This window comes from Coleofasciculus sp. B1-GNL1-01 (assembly GCF_040220235.1).
Lineage (GTDB): Bacteria > Cyanobacteriota > Cyanobacteriia > Cyanobacteriales > Coleofasciculaceae > Coleofasciculus.
The window spans coordinates 117,337-133,401 of the sequence record NZ_JAVJTO010000030.1; the positions used below are offsets into that span (position 1 = coordinate 117,337).

The window sequence follows — 16,065 nt, forward strand, 5'->3', positions numbered from 1 at the left end:
AGGGTGAATGGCACACTCAATAAGCAGTTTTGGCTTACCGAAATCCTTAATCTATCGTCGGGTTAGTTTCGACTCCGCTCAACCCACCATCATACCAGTAGTGCGTTTAGCGAAGCCATGCCGCAGGCTTTGCATCTTGCTCGCTACTAATACCCAATTTAAATGCATGACAGCTTACCAGTCAGTGACATTCTATTTAGGTTCATTTCCACCAACTTACTTACGAATCAGGCAGAGGGTAGTAAGGTAGAGATTAATCAGCTAGTTTCTGTGGTGACATACCCAGAAATCGACGAATTAGGTTAACGATTTCCAGCTTTTGCTGTAGGGTTTTTCCTTCCGATTTAATAGACAACTGTTTCCCTGATTTCAAAATAATCACGATTTGATAGTTACTTGTCTGAGCCTGATTCCAGCTTGTCGATTTGAGTTGCACCTGGAAAATATCACTCAGGGGATACAAGGTGACTTGAGTTTTAAATAATCCTCGCCGTTTGATGAACAGACTGTTTGTGTTTTTATCAAAGTGATAGATGAAAATACGCCCCGCACAGACAAGTAAGACAATACTCAAAACTAGATTAAAACCGAATAAGGCATACAAGCCCAACATATAAACAATCCAAGGTAGGACTACACTAACCAGAATAATGAACAAAGGAACGCTGACAACCAAACAGCCAGAGAGTTGCCAAATAAAATAGGGGCGGTGTCGGAGTTTCAGTTGGGTAGGGGTTTTTTCCAAAATAACCATGCTTGAGTTAGTCCTAATGAATCATTCAATTGTAGGGGCGCAAGGCTTGCGCCCTTATCTAAGTCCCTCATTCATTGAAGAAAGGCTATATTCACTGAGCCAAGCTATTCCTATCTGTATAAATCTGTTGTCCCTTCACCGCAAGCCAGTTCACCCTTTTGATAGATAGGTGCTGGGGGTTTGATTGAACCCGGTGTATTCGCTTCACATAGAATAGCAACGGTAGTTATTGCATCTGATGCAGCATCAGTATCAACCTCAGTTGCGGGAACGACAAAAACACCACCAACATAACTCCGAACTTTGTCCTTACGAGATATGCCATAGTTAAATGCAGCATTGTCAGTTATCTGAGTTGAGTAGGCGTAGCTTTCTGTTTCAGTCTTGATACCCAAACCTAGATCAGGAATATTGCTGCTAAAGCTTTGTTCCGTTACATGGTAAGCTTGCTGGGCGCGGTTCATAGAACCCACATAAGTTTTACCTTCTGACTGATCATGTTTATGACTGTGATTCAAAAACGTGGGTGCAAGGATGTAAAAAAATCCGGCTATCAGTAACATCAATCCGAGAAAGCATCCTACGCTAGTTGCATCTGTTCCAGTTTTCCTACCCATGAGATTAGGTTTTAACTCTACACCTTGATTAAATCAGGTAAGGCTTTGAGAACATGACTGAGAACTCATCGACTTCTCATCGACTTAATTTTCAGATTCGTAGGGTGCGTTAGCGCTAGCGTAACGCACCTAGCAAGGCAGAATTAAATGTTAGTTTGTAGTAAGCACTTTAGTGCTTTAACACCTAGCTATAAAGGGCTAAAGTTCCCTCACTACAAAACGGCTGGGGAATGCGATCGCACTCTGTTGTAGTCGTAGGGTGCGTTAGCGTCAGCGTAACGCACCTGCTAAGGTGGAATTGCTGAACTCCAAATGCCGTGTTTCGAGGTCAAAATGCCCTGTTCCGATACCCTGTAGAGACGTTCCATGGAACGTCTCTACATTATCATCCGGTAACAATTCCCCTAAACCCATCATGACAAACGAATCTGGAATTCCCATCACCCCGCCGACTCCGGTATTGAAGAAATCCATTAAGATTAACTTCACCGATTTCTCAAAAGCTGTAGGAAAAGGAGGGATTGATGTCCTGTTTGGCAAGTGGGATAGTCTGGCTGGAAACGCCGTTGACGTTCTATCCGCCCTGGGTTTAGCCGCTAATGCCGAAGAAATAGCCTGGTTACTCATTTACCGTTCTTTGCTCCAAGCAATCAAGAATCTTGTTGATAAAAAAACTGAAATAGAACCCAATAACCATAAGATTAAAACCTTACAAACTGAAATTAACCAGGCATTAGCAGATAGCAGTTTAACGCTTAACCAAAGGTTTTTTGAACATCCCGATAAAGACCCGATTATTGCCGCTATCAAACCTACCTTTGTAGATTGGCTAAAGCAATGTCAAGTCAGCGAAGCTGATGCTATCGCCATTAGCGATAGACTCCCCATCTACTTTGCCGCCGCACTCCATCACGAGTGGGGAAATCAGGCAAAAGACTATGCCGTACTGAAAGAAAGGCTCGATACTCCCTTCACCCAAGCCAATGACCGACTTCAGGCATGGTTCAAATATGGAACCTGGCTACAAAAACAAGTGGAAGAACCGATGTTTTTAGAAGCCTTTAGTCTCAAGCGCGTCTATGTGCCGCTACGGGCTTACTATAAGCGTAAAGTTGAGAGACAAAATCCGGAAGAATTAGACCCAAGACTGGCAAATCGTGATAAATTTGAGCGCGTCGTCATTGAGTTAGACAAAGAACTAAAAACCTGGCTAAATCAAGCCAAAAAAGATGATGCCATTCGCTTAATTAGTGGCAGTCCGGGGAGTGGCAAATCCTCCTTTGCTAAAATGTTTGCCGCCAACCTAGCAGAAACAGATAAGATTCGGGTTTTATTTATTCCCCTGCACCATTTTAATCCCGCCGATGATCTGATTGAGGCAGTGGGTAAATTTATCCATACAGACGGCATCTTACCGCACAATCCCCTAGCCGCAGACTGTCGCGAATCCCGCCTCTTGATTATTTTTGATGGACTAGATGAATTAGCCATGCAGGGGAAAATTGCCGAAAAAATTGCCCAAGATTTTGTCCGAGAAGTCCAGCGTACAGTTGACCGATTAAACCAGCAAAAACTCTGCTTACAGGTACTGATTGCCGGACGAGAATTGGCAGTCCAGGCGAATCAAACCGACTTTCGCAAAGAGGGACAAATCCTGCACGTTTTACCCTACTTTATCCCTGAAGATAAGCGAAAAGATTATGTCGATGAGAACCAGCTACTAGAACAAGATCAGCGCCAGAATTGGTGGCAAAATTATGGTACTGTGAGTGGTTATGGCTATACGGGTTTACCCAATGAGCTAAACCAGGGAAATTTAACTGAAATTACCGCTCAACCCTTGCTCAATTATCTAGTGGCTCTCAGTTTAAGACGGGGAGAACTAACCTTTGACCAAGACACTAACTTGAATGCCATTTATAATGACTTACTCAAAGCCATTTATGAGCGAGGGTGGGCAGGACATCAACATAAAGCCATTCAGGGAATTGAGGAAAGAGATTTTATTCGGATTCTCGAAGAAATTGCCCTGGCTGCTTGGCATGGGAATGGGCGGACTACTACAGTGAGAGACATTGAAAAGCATTGTGACAATAGTAATCTAAAAAATCTGCTGAGGCGATTTCAAGAAGGCTTTCAAGATGATGCGAAAGCCAGCATTACTCGTTTGATGACGGCGTTTTATTTCCGTCAAAGTGGACATAATGATTCCGGTGACAACACCTTTGAATTTACCCACAAAAGTTTTGGCGAATATTTAACCGCCCGACGCATTGTCCAAGAAGTGCGGTATATCCACCGCAAATTAGAAGCCCGCGATGATGATCCTTATGAAGATTGGGATGAACGTCGGGCGTTACATCGCTGGGCGTTAGTCTGTGGTTCTACGGCGATGGATAAATATTTGTTTGAGTTTGTTTTAGATGAAATGCGGCTGCATTATCAAGTCAAGCCAGAGGATGTGGCAAATTGGCAGGATACTCTGTGTCATTTAATTGGTTTTATGTTGAAGCACGGAATGCCAATGGAAAAGCTAGAACCTCGTCCTAATTTTCAGGAAGAAAACCGACAAGCCCGCAATGCGGAGGAAGCTTTGTTAGCGGTTCTTAATAGTTGTGCGCGTTTGACGGAGAAATGTTCGGAGATTAAATGGCATTCTGAGGATGCTTTTGGTAATTGGATTTCCCGGCTACAGGGACAAGAAATCTGTTCAGATGTGTTGTGTCCAAATTTATTAAGTTTTTTAGATTTGCGTAGGGTGAATCTTGAAGGTGTGAATCTTGAAGGGGTGGATTTTGAAATGGCGAATCTTGAAGAGGCAAATCTTGAAGAGGCGAATTTTCGAGGGGCGAACCTTGAAAGAGTTAATTTTAGAAATGCGAATCTTGAAGGAGTAAATTTTAGAAGAGTGAATCTTGAAAGGGTTGATTTTAGAGGGTCAAATCTTGAATGGGTTAATTTTGAAATGGCAAATCTTGAAAGAGTTAATTTTAGAAATGCGAATCTTGAAGAAGCGACTTTTAGAAAGGTGAATCTTAATATGGTAAATTTTAGAGAGGCAAATCTTAAAGAAGCGAACTTTAGAGAGGCGAATATTAACAGGGTGAATTTTAGAGAGGCGAATATTAACAGGGTGAATTTTAGAAATACAAGTCTTCTCAGAGTAAATTTTAAAGGGACAATTCTTGAAGGCAAAGTGCCGATTAGCTCTCCAAACCCAACCTACTTGAACTGACTCATCAAACTCTTGAGAGGTAACGCTGTGAAAAAAACTGAAACTGTAGAGCGATGGGACGTTCCGAGACAATGAGAACAGAAGATGATAGAAATTGCCCGTCAGTTTCGCAAGGAACCAACGCCGAGTGAGGCAATTTTATGGCAAGCTTTAAGGAAAAAGCAGCTAGAGGGGCGAAAGTTTCGGCGTCAGCAACCCATCGGGCGATTTATCGTTGATTTTTTCTGTGCATCGGAGCGGTTGATTGTCGAGGTTGATGGTGGAATTCATGAGTCTCAGAAACATTTGGATGAGCAACGACAGCAAGTTTTGGAGTCTTTAGGATTACGATTTGTCAGAGTGAGTAGTGAGGAGGTGGAGAGGAATTTGCCAGAGGTTTTGAGTCGAATTCGCGGGGAGTTTGGACACCCTCATCCCCCATTGGTGTCAAGTTAAGGGGGTGTCTGTGTACTTCTTGGCATTTTTCCCCTCATCCCCTAACCCCTTCTCCCACCCAGGGGAGAAGGGGAACCGGACAGTGCATCAATTTATCCTCTTTTGTCAAGATAAAATAGAACTAAAAATAATCTTGCTATTCTCTATTATTCATTGATAATACATGACCTAAAGTCACTTTTATTCTCCCCTACTGTGTCTATCTACTTCTTGGCATTTCCCCCCTCATCCCCTAACCCCTTCTCCCACCGTGGGGAGAAGGGGAACCGGACAGGGCATCAATTTCTTCTTCTTTTGTCAAGATAAAATAGAACTAAAAATAATCTTGCTATTCTCTATTATTCATTGATAATACATGACCTAAATCCCCCTGTATTCTCCCCTCTCCCCTGGGTGGGAGAGGGGCTGGGGGAGAGGGGTTAAGCTTAAGTATACGGATGGAGGACAAAGGATGCAATAGCTTGGGTTTCATGGGGAGAAGGGGAACCGGACAGAGCATCAATTTCTTCTTCTTTTATCAAGAGAAAAAAGAACTAAAAATAACCTTGCTATTCTCTATTATTCACTGAAAATACATAACCTAAATTCCCCTGTATTCTCCCCTCTCCCCTTGTGGGAGAGGGGCTGGGGGAGAGGGGTTTTAAGTTAAATGTCGCTGAGTCAATCTGGGTTCGTAGTAGGCACTTTAGTGCCAGAAGCGCTAAAGCGCTTACTACAAACTCTAAAGTCAGTGGCGTTCGTTTGAAGTTAACCGATTTTCCAGACGCTGAAACCAACGCGATCGCACAATTCCAATCCCCACCCCAATCGGTAACACTAGCAGTAGTCCAAACACTTCCAGCGCGGCGATTCCCTGACTGGCAACTTGACTAATATCCCCACGGCGCTGATGTAATAAAACGATGAGTAACACCACCAATATTCCGATTAATCCCGCCTCTTTTCCAGACACTTTACCCAATCCGGTTACAGTTAGCGGACGACGTAACCATTGAACTAGCCAAACCCCGATTTTTTCCACCCCAGTTAAAAGTATACCCGGTTGGATTAACTCACATCCGATGATGAGGAGAAAGAACCAACTCGGTTGTAACGTGAACGTGTACGCATCTAAAACAGCCACTTTCATTGCGATGCCATAGTTATAAAAAATAAAAATAATCCATTGCAGTAAAAACTGAGGGAGTTTGAGCGATGATAAGGGATGATGCCACAATTCAATTGCACCCCGAAGTAACCCCGATAAACAGAAAGCGGCTAACCCTAAACCGACATACAATCCGGTAATTCGTACCGCTTTGCTAATTTTTCCGGGATGACGTAAACCATAATTACTCACCAATTGCAGCAGGCTACACAATACGAAAAGATTACTCGTTCCGGCTATCCAGCCTATCAGGAGAATAATCCCCCAAACTCCAGTTACACTGTATCGAATTCTTACTTTTGGGGATTTGGACAAACCTCTCTCCATCCCCCCCTGGTTCCCCCCTTTGAAAGGGGGGAATGAAAGGGGGGTATAAAGGGAGTTAGAGAGAGAAGGCTTTGAATTCTGCCAACGCAGAACTAGCCAAACACCTCCCACAATACTGCCGCTAACTGTACCAATCCCGCCCACAATAAACCAGGGAACAATTAAAGGCTTCTCTTGAAGCGGTAGATCAAAAGCCTGTTGTGTCCAACGGATGACTTGACGGATTAATTTTGGGTCGTAGGGTGCAGTAAAATGATCGGTTGTCTCAGAGATAACTAACTGACGTGCGGTTCCATTCTGAAAATTATTACAGATACCATCAGGACAAACCGTTTGCCACATTTGGCGCAACTCTGACGGCGGATTCAGTTGTTCGTATAAGCCAACACCGAGGAAGAGATTGTTGGGAATTGTGGGCGTAGCAAATCCACTGATACTCAGAACAACCGTGGCTTGTAGTTGAGACTCAAGTTGAGCTAACTTTAATGCAGTGGTTCCCCCCATGGAATGACCCGCAATGCCAATACGTTTAGAATCAAACTGGGAGGAATGCGATACGTCCTCGGACACGCTTCGCGATCGCACAAAATCTAAGACCGCTTTAGCATCAGCAACGGTACTGGTTTCTAGGCTATTAATCGATTTATTTTGCATCCCCAAAGAATAGGATTCTCCATAGCCACCAAAGTCAAAAGCAATGGCTGCAATTCCATGTCTGGCTAATTCTATCGCTAAAGGGGTCATGCTTTCTTTACTCGCATTCACCCCATGACATAAAATCATCACAGGTTGGGGTTTCGGTGTCGTTTTAGGCGTATAAATGCGAGTGATTAAATTCTGCTTAGCGTTGATCGGAATCGCGATGGATTTAGATTCAATACCGAAAGTTAGCTGAAAACCTGTCCATAGCAGGAGTCCCATACAAACCAGGAATAAACTTAATCCTAAAATCCGATAGTAACGCTGATTCATCCCATTCCATCTCAACGACTGACTAACAAACTATCTTCCTGACGCGACGCACGCGATCGCACTCGTTGTCCGCTGTTTATATCGGCTGACTGAACCAGGAGTTCAAACCCGAATACCAGCAAGATCAGCAGTAAACCAATATAATAATGATGTTCATTCATTGTCCTTCATCCCGACTACCGTCTGATTCATGTAAGCAAGGGATAATCGTCACTTGACATCCTGGATATCAATGTCTGGGGAGTGCCAGTTAAATCCTGTAGTAGAATTGGCGTCACCTAGAGATGTACTCACCCGCAGAAATCTGGGTAACGCGATCGCGCCACTTATCCCCAATACCGCCAAGAGAATCACCACACCCACAATTCCGACGAATCGCTGCGGCGATTTCGATGTCGCGGGAATAAACTCAAAGAAAGGAAGCGATTCCGGATTAGTCAGTGATACATCTTGCAGATTTCCATCCAGTTGCTTTTCATCTAGAGCGTATGTACTATTGAACACCTGGAGACGCGATAAGCGGGTTGGGGATTCAGTAGTATAGTTTTGATAATGCATCATTATTCTCCTTCTCTCAGATGAACCGTTTCGCGATCGCGTTCCGGGAATCAATAGCCGAATACATCCTGTCTATGTTTTTGTTGTAATCGGAGAATAGAGAGAGTAGTGGCTTTGTGTAGGGACATTCACAGATGTGCATTAGAATCTAGAGGATAATCGATTTGACTCAACATCCTCATTCAAACGGGTGGTTATCGGAGTTTATGACTGAAAACTTTGAGAACTCATCGGCTTCTCATCGAGATGCAGATATAGCGCTACGCGCCAGGGAATAGGGAATAGGCAATAGGCAATAGGCAACACCTCGGCTTACTTCGGCTTCGCTCAGTAACACGCTCGGTAACACGCTCGGTAACACGCTCGGTGTGGAATAGGTAATAGGTAAGGTAGAGTTTTGAGTTAACTTCCCCAGCTTCCCCAGCTTCCCCAGCTTTTCCTATCTACTATGTTTGAGCGCAACTCGGTATTACTTACTTTCAGAGGGTACGGATTGAATCGGCGTCTCTGAACTCACTAGATTTTGAAACGTAGCGATAATTAAAGGTAAACCAATAGCCAGCGCCAGAATCAGCGCAATCCACTTAAACCAAATCGTCTTCGGGCGTCCTTTCGCCGGATAGCCGCAAATCATGCAAATTTCATCATTCGTGCTAGTTAGGGAACCACACACCTTACAGGGTTCTAACGCCATTGTTTTCCGGGAGGTCAAGCTATACTCATCATCCTCATCCTAAACCAGCACAGCCAATTGCAAATCAGCCCTGACTAACAAACCGTCTGATCAGCAAGCTGACTCCGGTTTGACACAAACCCCTTAACCCGCACGTCTCTCAAATTAAGTTGAGAAGGTGATTTGAAGGTGAAAAGTATGTCATTTTCAGGAACCGTGAGTAGCTAGATTTCATCCTAATGAAGGATGATTTTGGCTACAAGTTGAGCCTACCCTGGGAAACATTCACCATTATCTCAAGTCAATACTCCAATTATTGTTTCGATAGATAGATTACATTATGGCTCAAACTCTTTACGTTAATCCCGCTACCGGAAACGATAGCGCGACGGGTGACCAATCTGCTCCCTTTAAAACCTTGTCCAAAGCCCTGCAACAAGCCCAAGCTGATACAACTATCCAACTGGCGGCGGGAACCTATAATGCGACGAGTGGCGAGATTTTCCCACTGCAAGTCCCATCTGGGGTCAAACTGGTAGGCAATGAACAGAATAAAGGCGATGGTATTGTAATTGAAGGGAATGGCGAGTATATTAGCCCCACACTGGCTCAACAAAATATAACCCTTTTACTGGAAGATACAACTGAAGTGCGCGGTGTCACGGTGACAAATAAAGCCACACGCGGCACAGGGATTTGGATTGAATCGACTGATCCGACTATAACAAACTGTACCTTTACTCAATGCGATCGCGAAGGGGTTTTAGCGACCGGAACCGCTAAACCTAACGTTGTTGATAATGACTTTATTGATAACGGTGGAAATGGCATCTCCTTTACCAAAGAGGCTCAAGGAGAAATTAAAGATAATACCTGTAAAGGAGCAGGTTACGGTATTAGTATTGATGGCGAGGCGACGCCGCGAGTTGTCGATAATCTTATTTCTGAAAACCGCTTCGGAGTTGGGGTTTCTGAAGATTCTAAACCCATCCTGCGAAATAACACCATTGAGGATAATGAAGAATACGGTATTGCTGTGACAGGCAATGGTGAGCCGGATTTAGGTAAAAGTCAAGATGATCCGGGTAATAATATTTTTCGCAACAACGGCAAGTTTGCGATTCTCAACTCTAGTGATAATACCCTGGTGTCTTGGGGAAATCAGTTGACGAGTAGTCAAGTGAGTGGATCAGTTCAAATTGAAGGCAGTATCAGCGATGGGGGCGATGATGATGATGGAGATGATGATGATGGAGGTCAACCACCGGATAGCTTCGCCGATATTCAAAACCACTGGGCAAAACCCTTTATTCAAGGATTACTCGACAAAGGATTAATTAGTGGCTTTTCAGATGGCACATTTAAGCCCGACGACAAAATGACCCGCGCTCAATATGCGGCGTTATTAGTCAAAGCCTTTAATCCCTCGGCTAAACGGGATGGGATAAATTTCACCGATGTTGCTGATGATTTCTGGGCAAAGACTGTGATTCAACAGGCTTATCGCGGTGAATTCCTATCGGGTTTTCCTGACAATAGCTTTAAACCCAATGATAATGTGCAACGGGCGCAAGTGATTGTGTCTTTAGTGAATGGATTGGGGTTATCAGCAAGTGATGGGACGGTGTTGAGTACCTATAGCGATCGCGACGCTATTCCGGATTATGCCAAAGATGAAGTCAACACGGCGACGAAGAAAGAAATTGTGGTGAGTTATCCGGATACGAAACAACTTGACCCGACAAAAGATGCTACCCGGGCTGAGGTGGCGGCGATGGTGTATCAGGCGCTGGTTGATGCGAATCAGGTGAGTGAAATTAACTCAGACTATATTGTTAGCGCTACTCCCGATGATAACCAACCTAAAACCTTCCCTGATATTCAAAACCACTGGGCAAAACCCTTTATTGAAGGATTACTTGACAAAGGATTAATTAGCGGGTTTGGTGATGGTACATTTAAACCCAATGAAAAAATGACCCGCGCCCAATATGCAGCGTTATTGGTTAAAGCCTTTGACCCTGCACCGAAACGGGAAGCCAAGAACTTTCTGGATGTTAGTGACAAGTCTTGGGCAAAGGATGTGATTCAAAAAGCTTATCGCGGCGGATTTTTATCCGGTTATCCCGGTGATATGTTCCGCCAAGGAGATAATGTCGAACGGGTTCAGGTTCTGGTGTCTTTGGTGAATGGATTAGAATTATCAGAATCCGATACGAATGCCTTAGATTTTTACGAGGATAGTGATGATATTCCGGAGTATGGCAAGGAGGAAGTCGCCACAGCCACGAAAAAACAAATTGTGGTGAATCACCCTGATGTCAAAAAACTCGATCCAACCAAAGCGGCTACCCGTGGTGAGGTGGCGGCTATGGTTTATCAGGCATTAGTGGATGCAAATAAAGTGAGTGCGATTAACTCGGATTACATTGTGTCCGCTTAAAGGGGGAACGTATTAACCCATCATTTATGTAGAGACGTTGCATGCAACGTCTCTACAATGGTGTCGAACGTCCTAATCGATGTGTCTATTGCTATATTTTCGCCCAGAACACCCACTATTCAAGTTCTCATCTGGATTGGTGTAAGCTAGATTAACACCGTACTGACTCAAGGTAAGACTGGGGTGATGAAAACTCTAGAGGAAATTAAGCAATGGCTTGGGCAAAATAAGTCAGTGTTGCAGGAACGTTATCAGGTTAGGGAAATCGGTATTTTTGGTTCCTACGTGAGAAAAGAACAGACTGAAACGAGCGATGTTGATGTGCTGGTGGAGTTTTCCCAGACACCCAGTTTGTTAAAGTTCATCAATTTGGAGAATTATCTTACTGACAACCTAGGAGTTAAGGTTGATCTGGTGCATAAGGGAGGCTTGAAGCCTCGAATTGGAGAGCGGGTTTTGGCGGAGGTTGTTTACCTGTGACCAAACGGCAAGTGGAGGACTATTTACAGGATATTTTGGATGCTGTTGCTGCTATTGAACAGTTTCCCGCAGGTATTGAGTTTGAAGCTTTCTCACAAAATTTGGAGAAGGTGTTTGCGGTTTCAAGAGCGATGGAAATTATTGGTGAAGCGGTGAAGCGAGTACCTGATTCAGTGAGAAATCAATATCCTGATATTCCTTGGAGAGATATTGCTGGAATGCGGGATAAACTGTCATGCATTTAAATTGGGTATTAGTAGCGAGCAAGATGCTCGCACTACAAGGATTTCACCATTATTGACATTAAGGTTTAAATGCCGAACAGCTTAAACTGATTCATGATTATTTTAATACAGATGTGGAAATAATTTGGCAAGCGGTTCAGATAGACGCTACAGCCTTAATATTGGTGGGTTACGGCGGATAATTCATTAAATAGTTATTGTCCTGGTGGAAACACCGCCTAACCCACCCTACATAGAATAAATTTTTTGAGCCGTGATTGCTTAAAATTAAGAGAGTTTCCCGTTAAAACCCTTGATTCGCATTGACTGGGAGTCGGTGAGACAAGCTACCCTGGAAGGAAGAGATACTTGTAGTTGTTCTGTTAACGTTTGACACATTTATGCCACAGTCCTATTTTGATTCGGATCAAAACGGTCACAAGTCCTTTGAATTACCCGGTGCTAGACCCCACTACAACCCCGATCGCCCGGGACAAGTGAATCATATTTTCCTGGATTTGGTCTTGGATATCCCCAAGCAGCGCTTAGAGGGGACTTGCACTATTACCCTAACCCCAGTGCGTGATGATATCCATCAGTTTGTCCTGGATGCGGTGAACCTGACGATTGAATCGGTGCAGATTAACGGTGAATCCCAACCCTTTGATTGTGACGGGGAACAACTACAGATCCAGCTTCGCAACCCGACTGAAGCGGGGAAAGAGGTAAAAATCGCGATCGCGTACCAGGTTGAACAGCCGCAACGGGGTATCTATTTTATTACTCCCACCCAGGATTACCCCAACAAACCCACCCAAGTGTGGACACAGGGAGAAGATGAAGATTCCCGCTTCTGGTTCCCCTGCTTCGATTATCCGGGTCAATTAGCGAGTTCGGAACTGCGGGTTACGGTTGCGAAACCGTTGATGGCGATATCGAATGGGGAACTAATCGGTACTCAAGAAGAGGGCGATCGCACAACTTATCATTGGTTACAAAACCACGTTCATCCTACCTATTTAATGACTTTAGCAGTAGGTGACTTTGCCGAAATTCGCGATGAATGGCAAGGAAAACCTGTTACCTATTATGTGGAAAAAGGGCGGGAAGAGGATGCGCGGCGCAGTATGGGTAAGACGCCCAAGATGATGGAATTCTATAGTCATATCTTTGGCTATCCTTATCCTTATCCTAAATACGCCCAAGTTTGTGTCGATGACTTTATCTTTGGGGGGATGGAAAACACCTCCACCACCCTCCTCACCGATCGCTGCTTATTGGATGAACGGGCGGCGCTGGATGGGATGCGTACTGAAAGCTTAGTCGCCCACGAATTAGCACACCAATGGTTTGGTGATTTGGTAGTAATCAAGCATTGGTCTCATGCTTGGATTAAGGAAGGAATGGCATCCTATACGGAAGTCTTGTGGACGGAACAAGAGTATGGTAAGGACGATGCGGCATATTACCTACTCAATGAAGCCCGCAGTTACATCAGCGAAGACACCTCCCGCTATCGTCGCCCGATTGTTACTCATATTTACCGAGAAGCGATTGAATTGTATGACCGCCACCTTTATGAAAAAGGGGCTTGTGTTTATCATATAATCCGGGCGGAATTGGGGGATGAGTTATTCTGGAAGACGATTCAAACCTTTGTCCAAGATAATGCCCATAATACTGTAGAAACCGTTGACCTATTACGGGCAATTGAAAAAGCCACGGGTCGAAATCTCCTATTTCTGTTTGATCAATATGTCTTCCGAGGCGGTCATCCCGACTATAAAGTTAGCTACACCTGGGATGGGGATAGCCAGTTAGCTAAAGTTACGGTTGTGCAAACTCAAGTAAAAGAGAGTCAAAATGGTAGCAAGAATGAGCGATTTGACCTGAAAATTCCCATCGCCTTTGGCTACACTGATGCGGATTCGCCACTGAAAACGTTTAAGGTTCGCATCCATGAACGGGAACAGAGTTTCTATTTCCCCTTGGAGAAAAAGCCCCAGTTTATTAGTTTTGATGCGGGGAATAATTACTTAAAAACGGTGACGCTGGAGTATCCGTTAGCCGAACTGAAAGCCCAGCTTAAATTTGACCCTGACCCCGTTTCCCGGATTTACGCCGCCCAAGCGTTAGTGAAGAAGGGGGGATTAGAAGTCGTTCAAGCGTTAGCAGAAGCCTTGACGGATGATCCCTTCTGGGGTGTGCGCGTCGAAGTGGCGAAACAATTAGCAAAAGTCAAACTGGATCAAGCCTCTGTTGCTTTAGTTGCTGGCTTGCAGGATAAAGATGCACGGGTGCGGCGATCGGTGGTTGAAGCCTTGAGTAAGGTGAAAACGGTTGAAAGTTATCAAGCCTTAAAGCATTTGTTAGAAGGGGGAGATGCTAGCTATTACGTAGAAGCATCGGCGGCGAAAGTGCTGGGTAAACTGGCGTCTGGGAGTATGAAAGATAAAGCAGACGAAGTGCTGCACCTGTTGACAACGATTCTCAATGAACGCGCAGGTTGGAATGAAGTCGTGCGTTCCGGTGCGATCGCGGGATTGAGTCAGATGAAGTCTTCACCCCAAGCGTTAGATGTAATTATGGAGTACACTAAGCTAGGTGTTTCTCAACCTTTACGACTGGCGTCAATTCGGGCATTAGGCACCATTTCCACAGGTCAAACCCCGAATAAGCTAGAGGAAATATTAGAGGCGTTAGAGGAGTTATCCGGGGAATCGTTCTTCCTGACTCAAGTGGCGGTAGTTTCCGCCTTAGCCCAAATGGAGACTGTTAAGGCGATTGGGGTTTTGCGATCGCTATGTGATCAAACACCGGATGGGCGTGTGCGTCGTCGGGCGGAAGAAGCGATTCAAAAGGTACAGAAACAGGTGGGTTCAGACAAAGCGATTAAACAGCTTCGCGAAGAACTGGATCAGATTAAGCAAGAGAATCAGGAACTCAAAAGCCGCCTAGAAAACCTAGAAGCGAAGTCGTCTTGATTTGTCATTGGTTAACGGTAGGGGCGCACCGACGTGCATTGGTGTCAACTTAAGCTCAACCCCTCACCCCCAGCCCCTCTCCCACGCCGGATACTGCTGGCGAATCAGGGGTCAGACCCCTCACCCCCATCACTGTGCTGCTCTATTCCTTCACGTCCATTCAGGGTTCACGTTGAGAGGAACCCATCAGCTTGCGCCCTCTAGGGGGTAATCTATGCGTTATCCGCATCTTGCTTGAACTACCTGAAAGCCTTGTTTCACAATGTTTTCAAAGCCAATCAATCCTACTATACTTGACAAATTACCACAACCGTTTCTTGATAAAATCTCAACTTTATTGAGAATTGCTGATGTAGGAATGGGGGGGAGAGGGCGAGAGCGATCGCTCTCGAAGTGTGTTAAGAAAGATGTGGGTAATGCATAGAGGGGGTAATGGGGGGTCAGACCCCAAAGGGGGCGAAGCGCAATAAATAAGATAATACAAAAAGTTGAAGAGTTGATAGTCGGCGGCGATGACACTAAGCTGTCATGCATTTAAATTGGGTATTAGTAGCGAGCAAGATGCTCGCACTACAAGGATTTCACCATTATTGACATTAAGGTTTAAATGCCGAACAGCTTACATCCACAAAACTATTGGGAAGTACCAAAAGAAACGGTTAAAGTAGCGCGTGCATCTTTCCCAAGAGGAAATGTATACATGAAAATGTATGATCAATTAGGGACACTATACAAAGACAAAGACTTTGTCGGTGTATTTCCCGTCCGATGTGGACAATCAGCCATCTCACCAGCTCGATTAGCATTAATCACCATAATGCAATTTGCGGAAGGTTTAACTGATCGACAAGCCGCCGATGCAGTGAGGAGTCGAATAGATTGGAAATATGCTTTGGGATTAAACCTAACCGATTCAGGATTTGATGCAACGGTACTAAGTGAATTTAGAGGACGACTATGCCAACATGAAGCATCAAATAAGTTGCTGGATGTGATGGTGTCTCACTTTTTTGAACATAAATTAATTAAGACTTGTGGGAAACAGCGTACAGACTCAACCCAGGTGGTGGCGGCTATACGTCAAGTTAATCGTTTAGAATTAGTTGGCGAAACCCTAAGAGCCACACTGAATCAAATAGCTAAACTTGCACCGGAATGGCTACAAGAAATTATATCAGAAGACGGGTTTGACCGATACAGTGAGCGATTTGAGAAT

General features: G+C 44.5%; 14 protein-coding genes. 7 read left to right on the forward strand and 7 right to left on the reverse strand.

Translation table 11 applies throughout. The features are described from left to right. Nucleotides 1-253: 253 nt before the first annotated feature. The 3 genes from RID53_RS07215 to RID53_RS07225 all read right to left on the reverse strand — a co-directional run bounded on the left by RID53_RS07215 (nt 254) and on the right by RID53_RS07225 (nt 1,788). Nucleotides 254-754 (reverse strand): hypothetical protein, encoded by a 501-nt coding sequence (locus tag RID53_RS07215; protein WP_446387465.1) that lies wholly within the window; start codon nt 752-754, stop codon nt 254-256. A 110-nt stretch (nt 755-864) separates the two neighbouring features. Beyond that, nucleotides 865-1,371 carry a type IV pilin-like G/H family protein gene (locus RID53_RS07220; RefSeq protein WP_446387466.1) on the reverse strand — a complete coding sequence of 169 codons (507 nt, stop codon included), beginning with the start codon at nt 1,369-1,371 and terminating at the stop codon, nt 865-867. Nucleotides 1,372-1,641: 270 nt separating this feature from the next. Next, nucleotides 1,642-1,788 (reverse strand): hypothetical protein, encoded by a 147-nt coding sequence (locus RID53_RS07225; RefSeq protein ID WP_446387467.1) that lies wholly within the window; start codon nt 1,786-1,788, stop codon nt 1,642-1,644. Here RID53_RS07225 and RID53_RS07230 point away from each other — a divergent pair. Both RID53_RS07230 and RID53_RS07235 read left to right on the forward strand, forming a co-directional pair. After that, nucleotides 1,787-4,606, forward strand: coding sequence for a pentapeptide repeat-containing protein (locus tag RID53_RS07230; protein WP_446387468.1), 2,820 nt, complete (start codon nt 1,787-1,789; stop codon nt 4,604-4,606). The genes RID53_RS07225 and RID53_RS07230 overlap by 2 nt on opposite strands. 84 nt (nt 4,607-4,690) lie before the next feature. Next, nucleotides 4,691-5,041 carry an endonuclease domain-containing protein gene (locus RID53_RS07235; protein ID WP_446387469.1) on the forward strand — a complete coding sequence of 117 codons (351 nt, stop codon included), beginning with the start codon at nt 4,691-4,693 and terminating at the stop codon, nt 5,039-5,041. Between the two features lie 727 nt (nt 5,042-5,768). On the opposite strand, the gene RID53_RS07240 is transcribed toward RID53_RS07235, so the two are convergent. From RID53_RS07240 to RID53_RS07255, 4 genes are all read right to left on the reverse strand, one after another. Further along, nucleotides 5,769-7,487 carry an alpha/beta hydrolase gene (locus RID53_RS07240; protein ID WP_446387470.1) on the reverse strand — a complete coding sequence of 573 codons (1,719 nt, stop codon included), beginning with the start codon at nt 7,485-7,487 and terminating at the stop codon, nt 5,769-5,771. Between the two features lie 11 nt (nt 7,488-7,498). Continuing rightward, entirely contained in the window at nt 7,499-7,648 is a 150-nt protein-coding gene (locus RID53_RS07245) for a hypothetical protein (protein WP_446387471.1), read from the reverse strand. 49 nt (nt 7,649-7,697) lie between these two features. Further along, nucleotides 7,698-8,045: a hypothetical protein gene (locus tag RID53_RS07250; protein ID WP_446387472.1), complete on the reverse strand. Its 348-nt coding sequence runs from the start codon at nt 8,043-8,045 to the stop codon at nt 7,698-7,700. 469 nt (nt 8,046-8,514) lie between these two features. Then, nucleotides 8,515-8,739, reverse strand: a complete 225-nt coding sequence (locus RID53_RS07255) for a hypothetical protein (protein WP_446387473.1) — start codon at nt 8,737-8,739, stop codon at nt 8,515-8,517. A 319-nt stretch (nt 8,740-9,058) separates the two neighbouring features. Here RID53_RS07255 and RID53_RS07260 point away from each other — a divergent pair, with 319 nt between their 5' ends. The 5 genes from RID53_RS07260 to RID53_RS07280 form a co-directional block, all read left to right on the forward strand. Beyond that, nucleotides 9,059-11,161 (forward strand): S-layer homology domain-containing protein, encoded by a 2,103-nt coding sequence (locus RID53_RS07260; protein WP_446387474.1) that lies wholly within the window; start codon nt 9,059-9,061, stop codon nt 11,159-11,161. A gap of 186 nt (nt 11,162-11,347) precedes the next feature. Then, on the forward strand, nt 11,348-11,641 hold the full coding sequence (locus RID53_RS07265) for a nucleotidyltransferase family protein (RefSeq protein WP_044208670.1): 294 nt from the start codon (nt 11,348-11,350) through the stop codon (nt 11,639-11,641). After that, complete coding sequence (locus RID53_RS07270; RefSeq protein ID WP_446387475.1) at nt 11,638-11,886, forward strand: HepT-like ribonuclease domain-containing protein; 249 nt, start codon at nt 11,638-11,640, stop codon at nt 11,884-11,886. Before RID53_RS07265 ends, RID53_RS07270 begins: the two co-directional genes overlap by 4 nt. Before the next feature lie 380 nt (nt 11,887-12,266). Continuing rightward, the gene (locus RID53_RS07275) at nt 12,267-14,849 is read left to right on the forward strand and encodes a M1 family aminopeptidase (RefSeq protein ID WP_446387476.1); all 2,583 of its coding nucleotides are present in this window, start codon (nt 12,267-12,269) and stop codon (nt 14,847-14,849) included. A 607-nt stretch (nt 14,850-15,456) separates the two neighbouring features. Then, a partial coding sequence (locus tag RID53_RS07280; RefSeq protein WP_446387477.1) for a transposase occupies nt 15,457-16,065 on the forward strand: 609 nt, incomplete at its 3' end.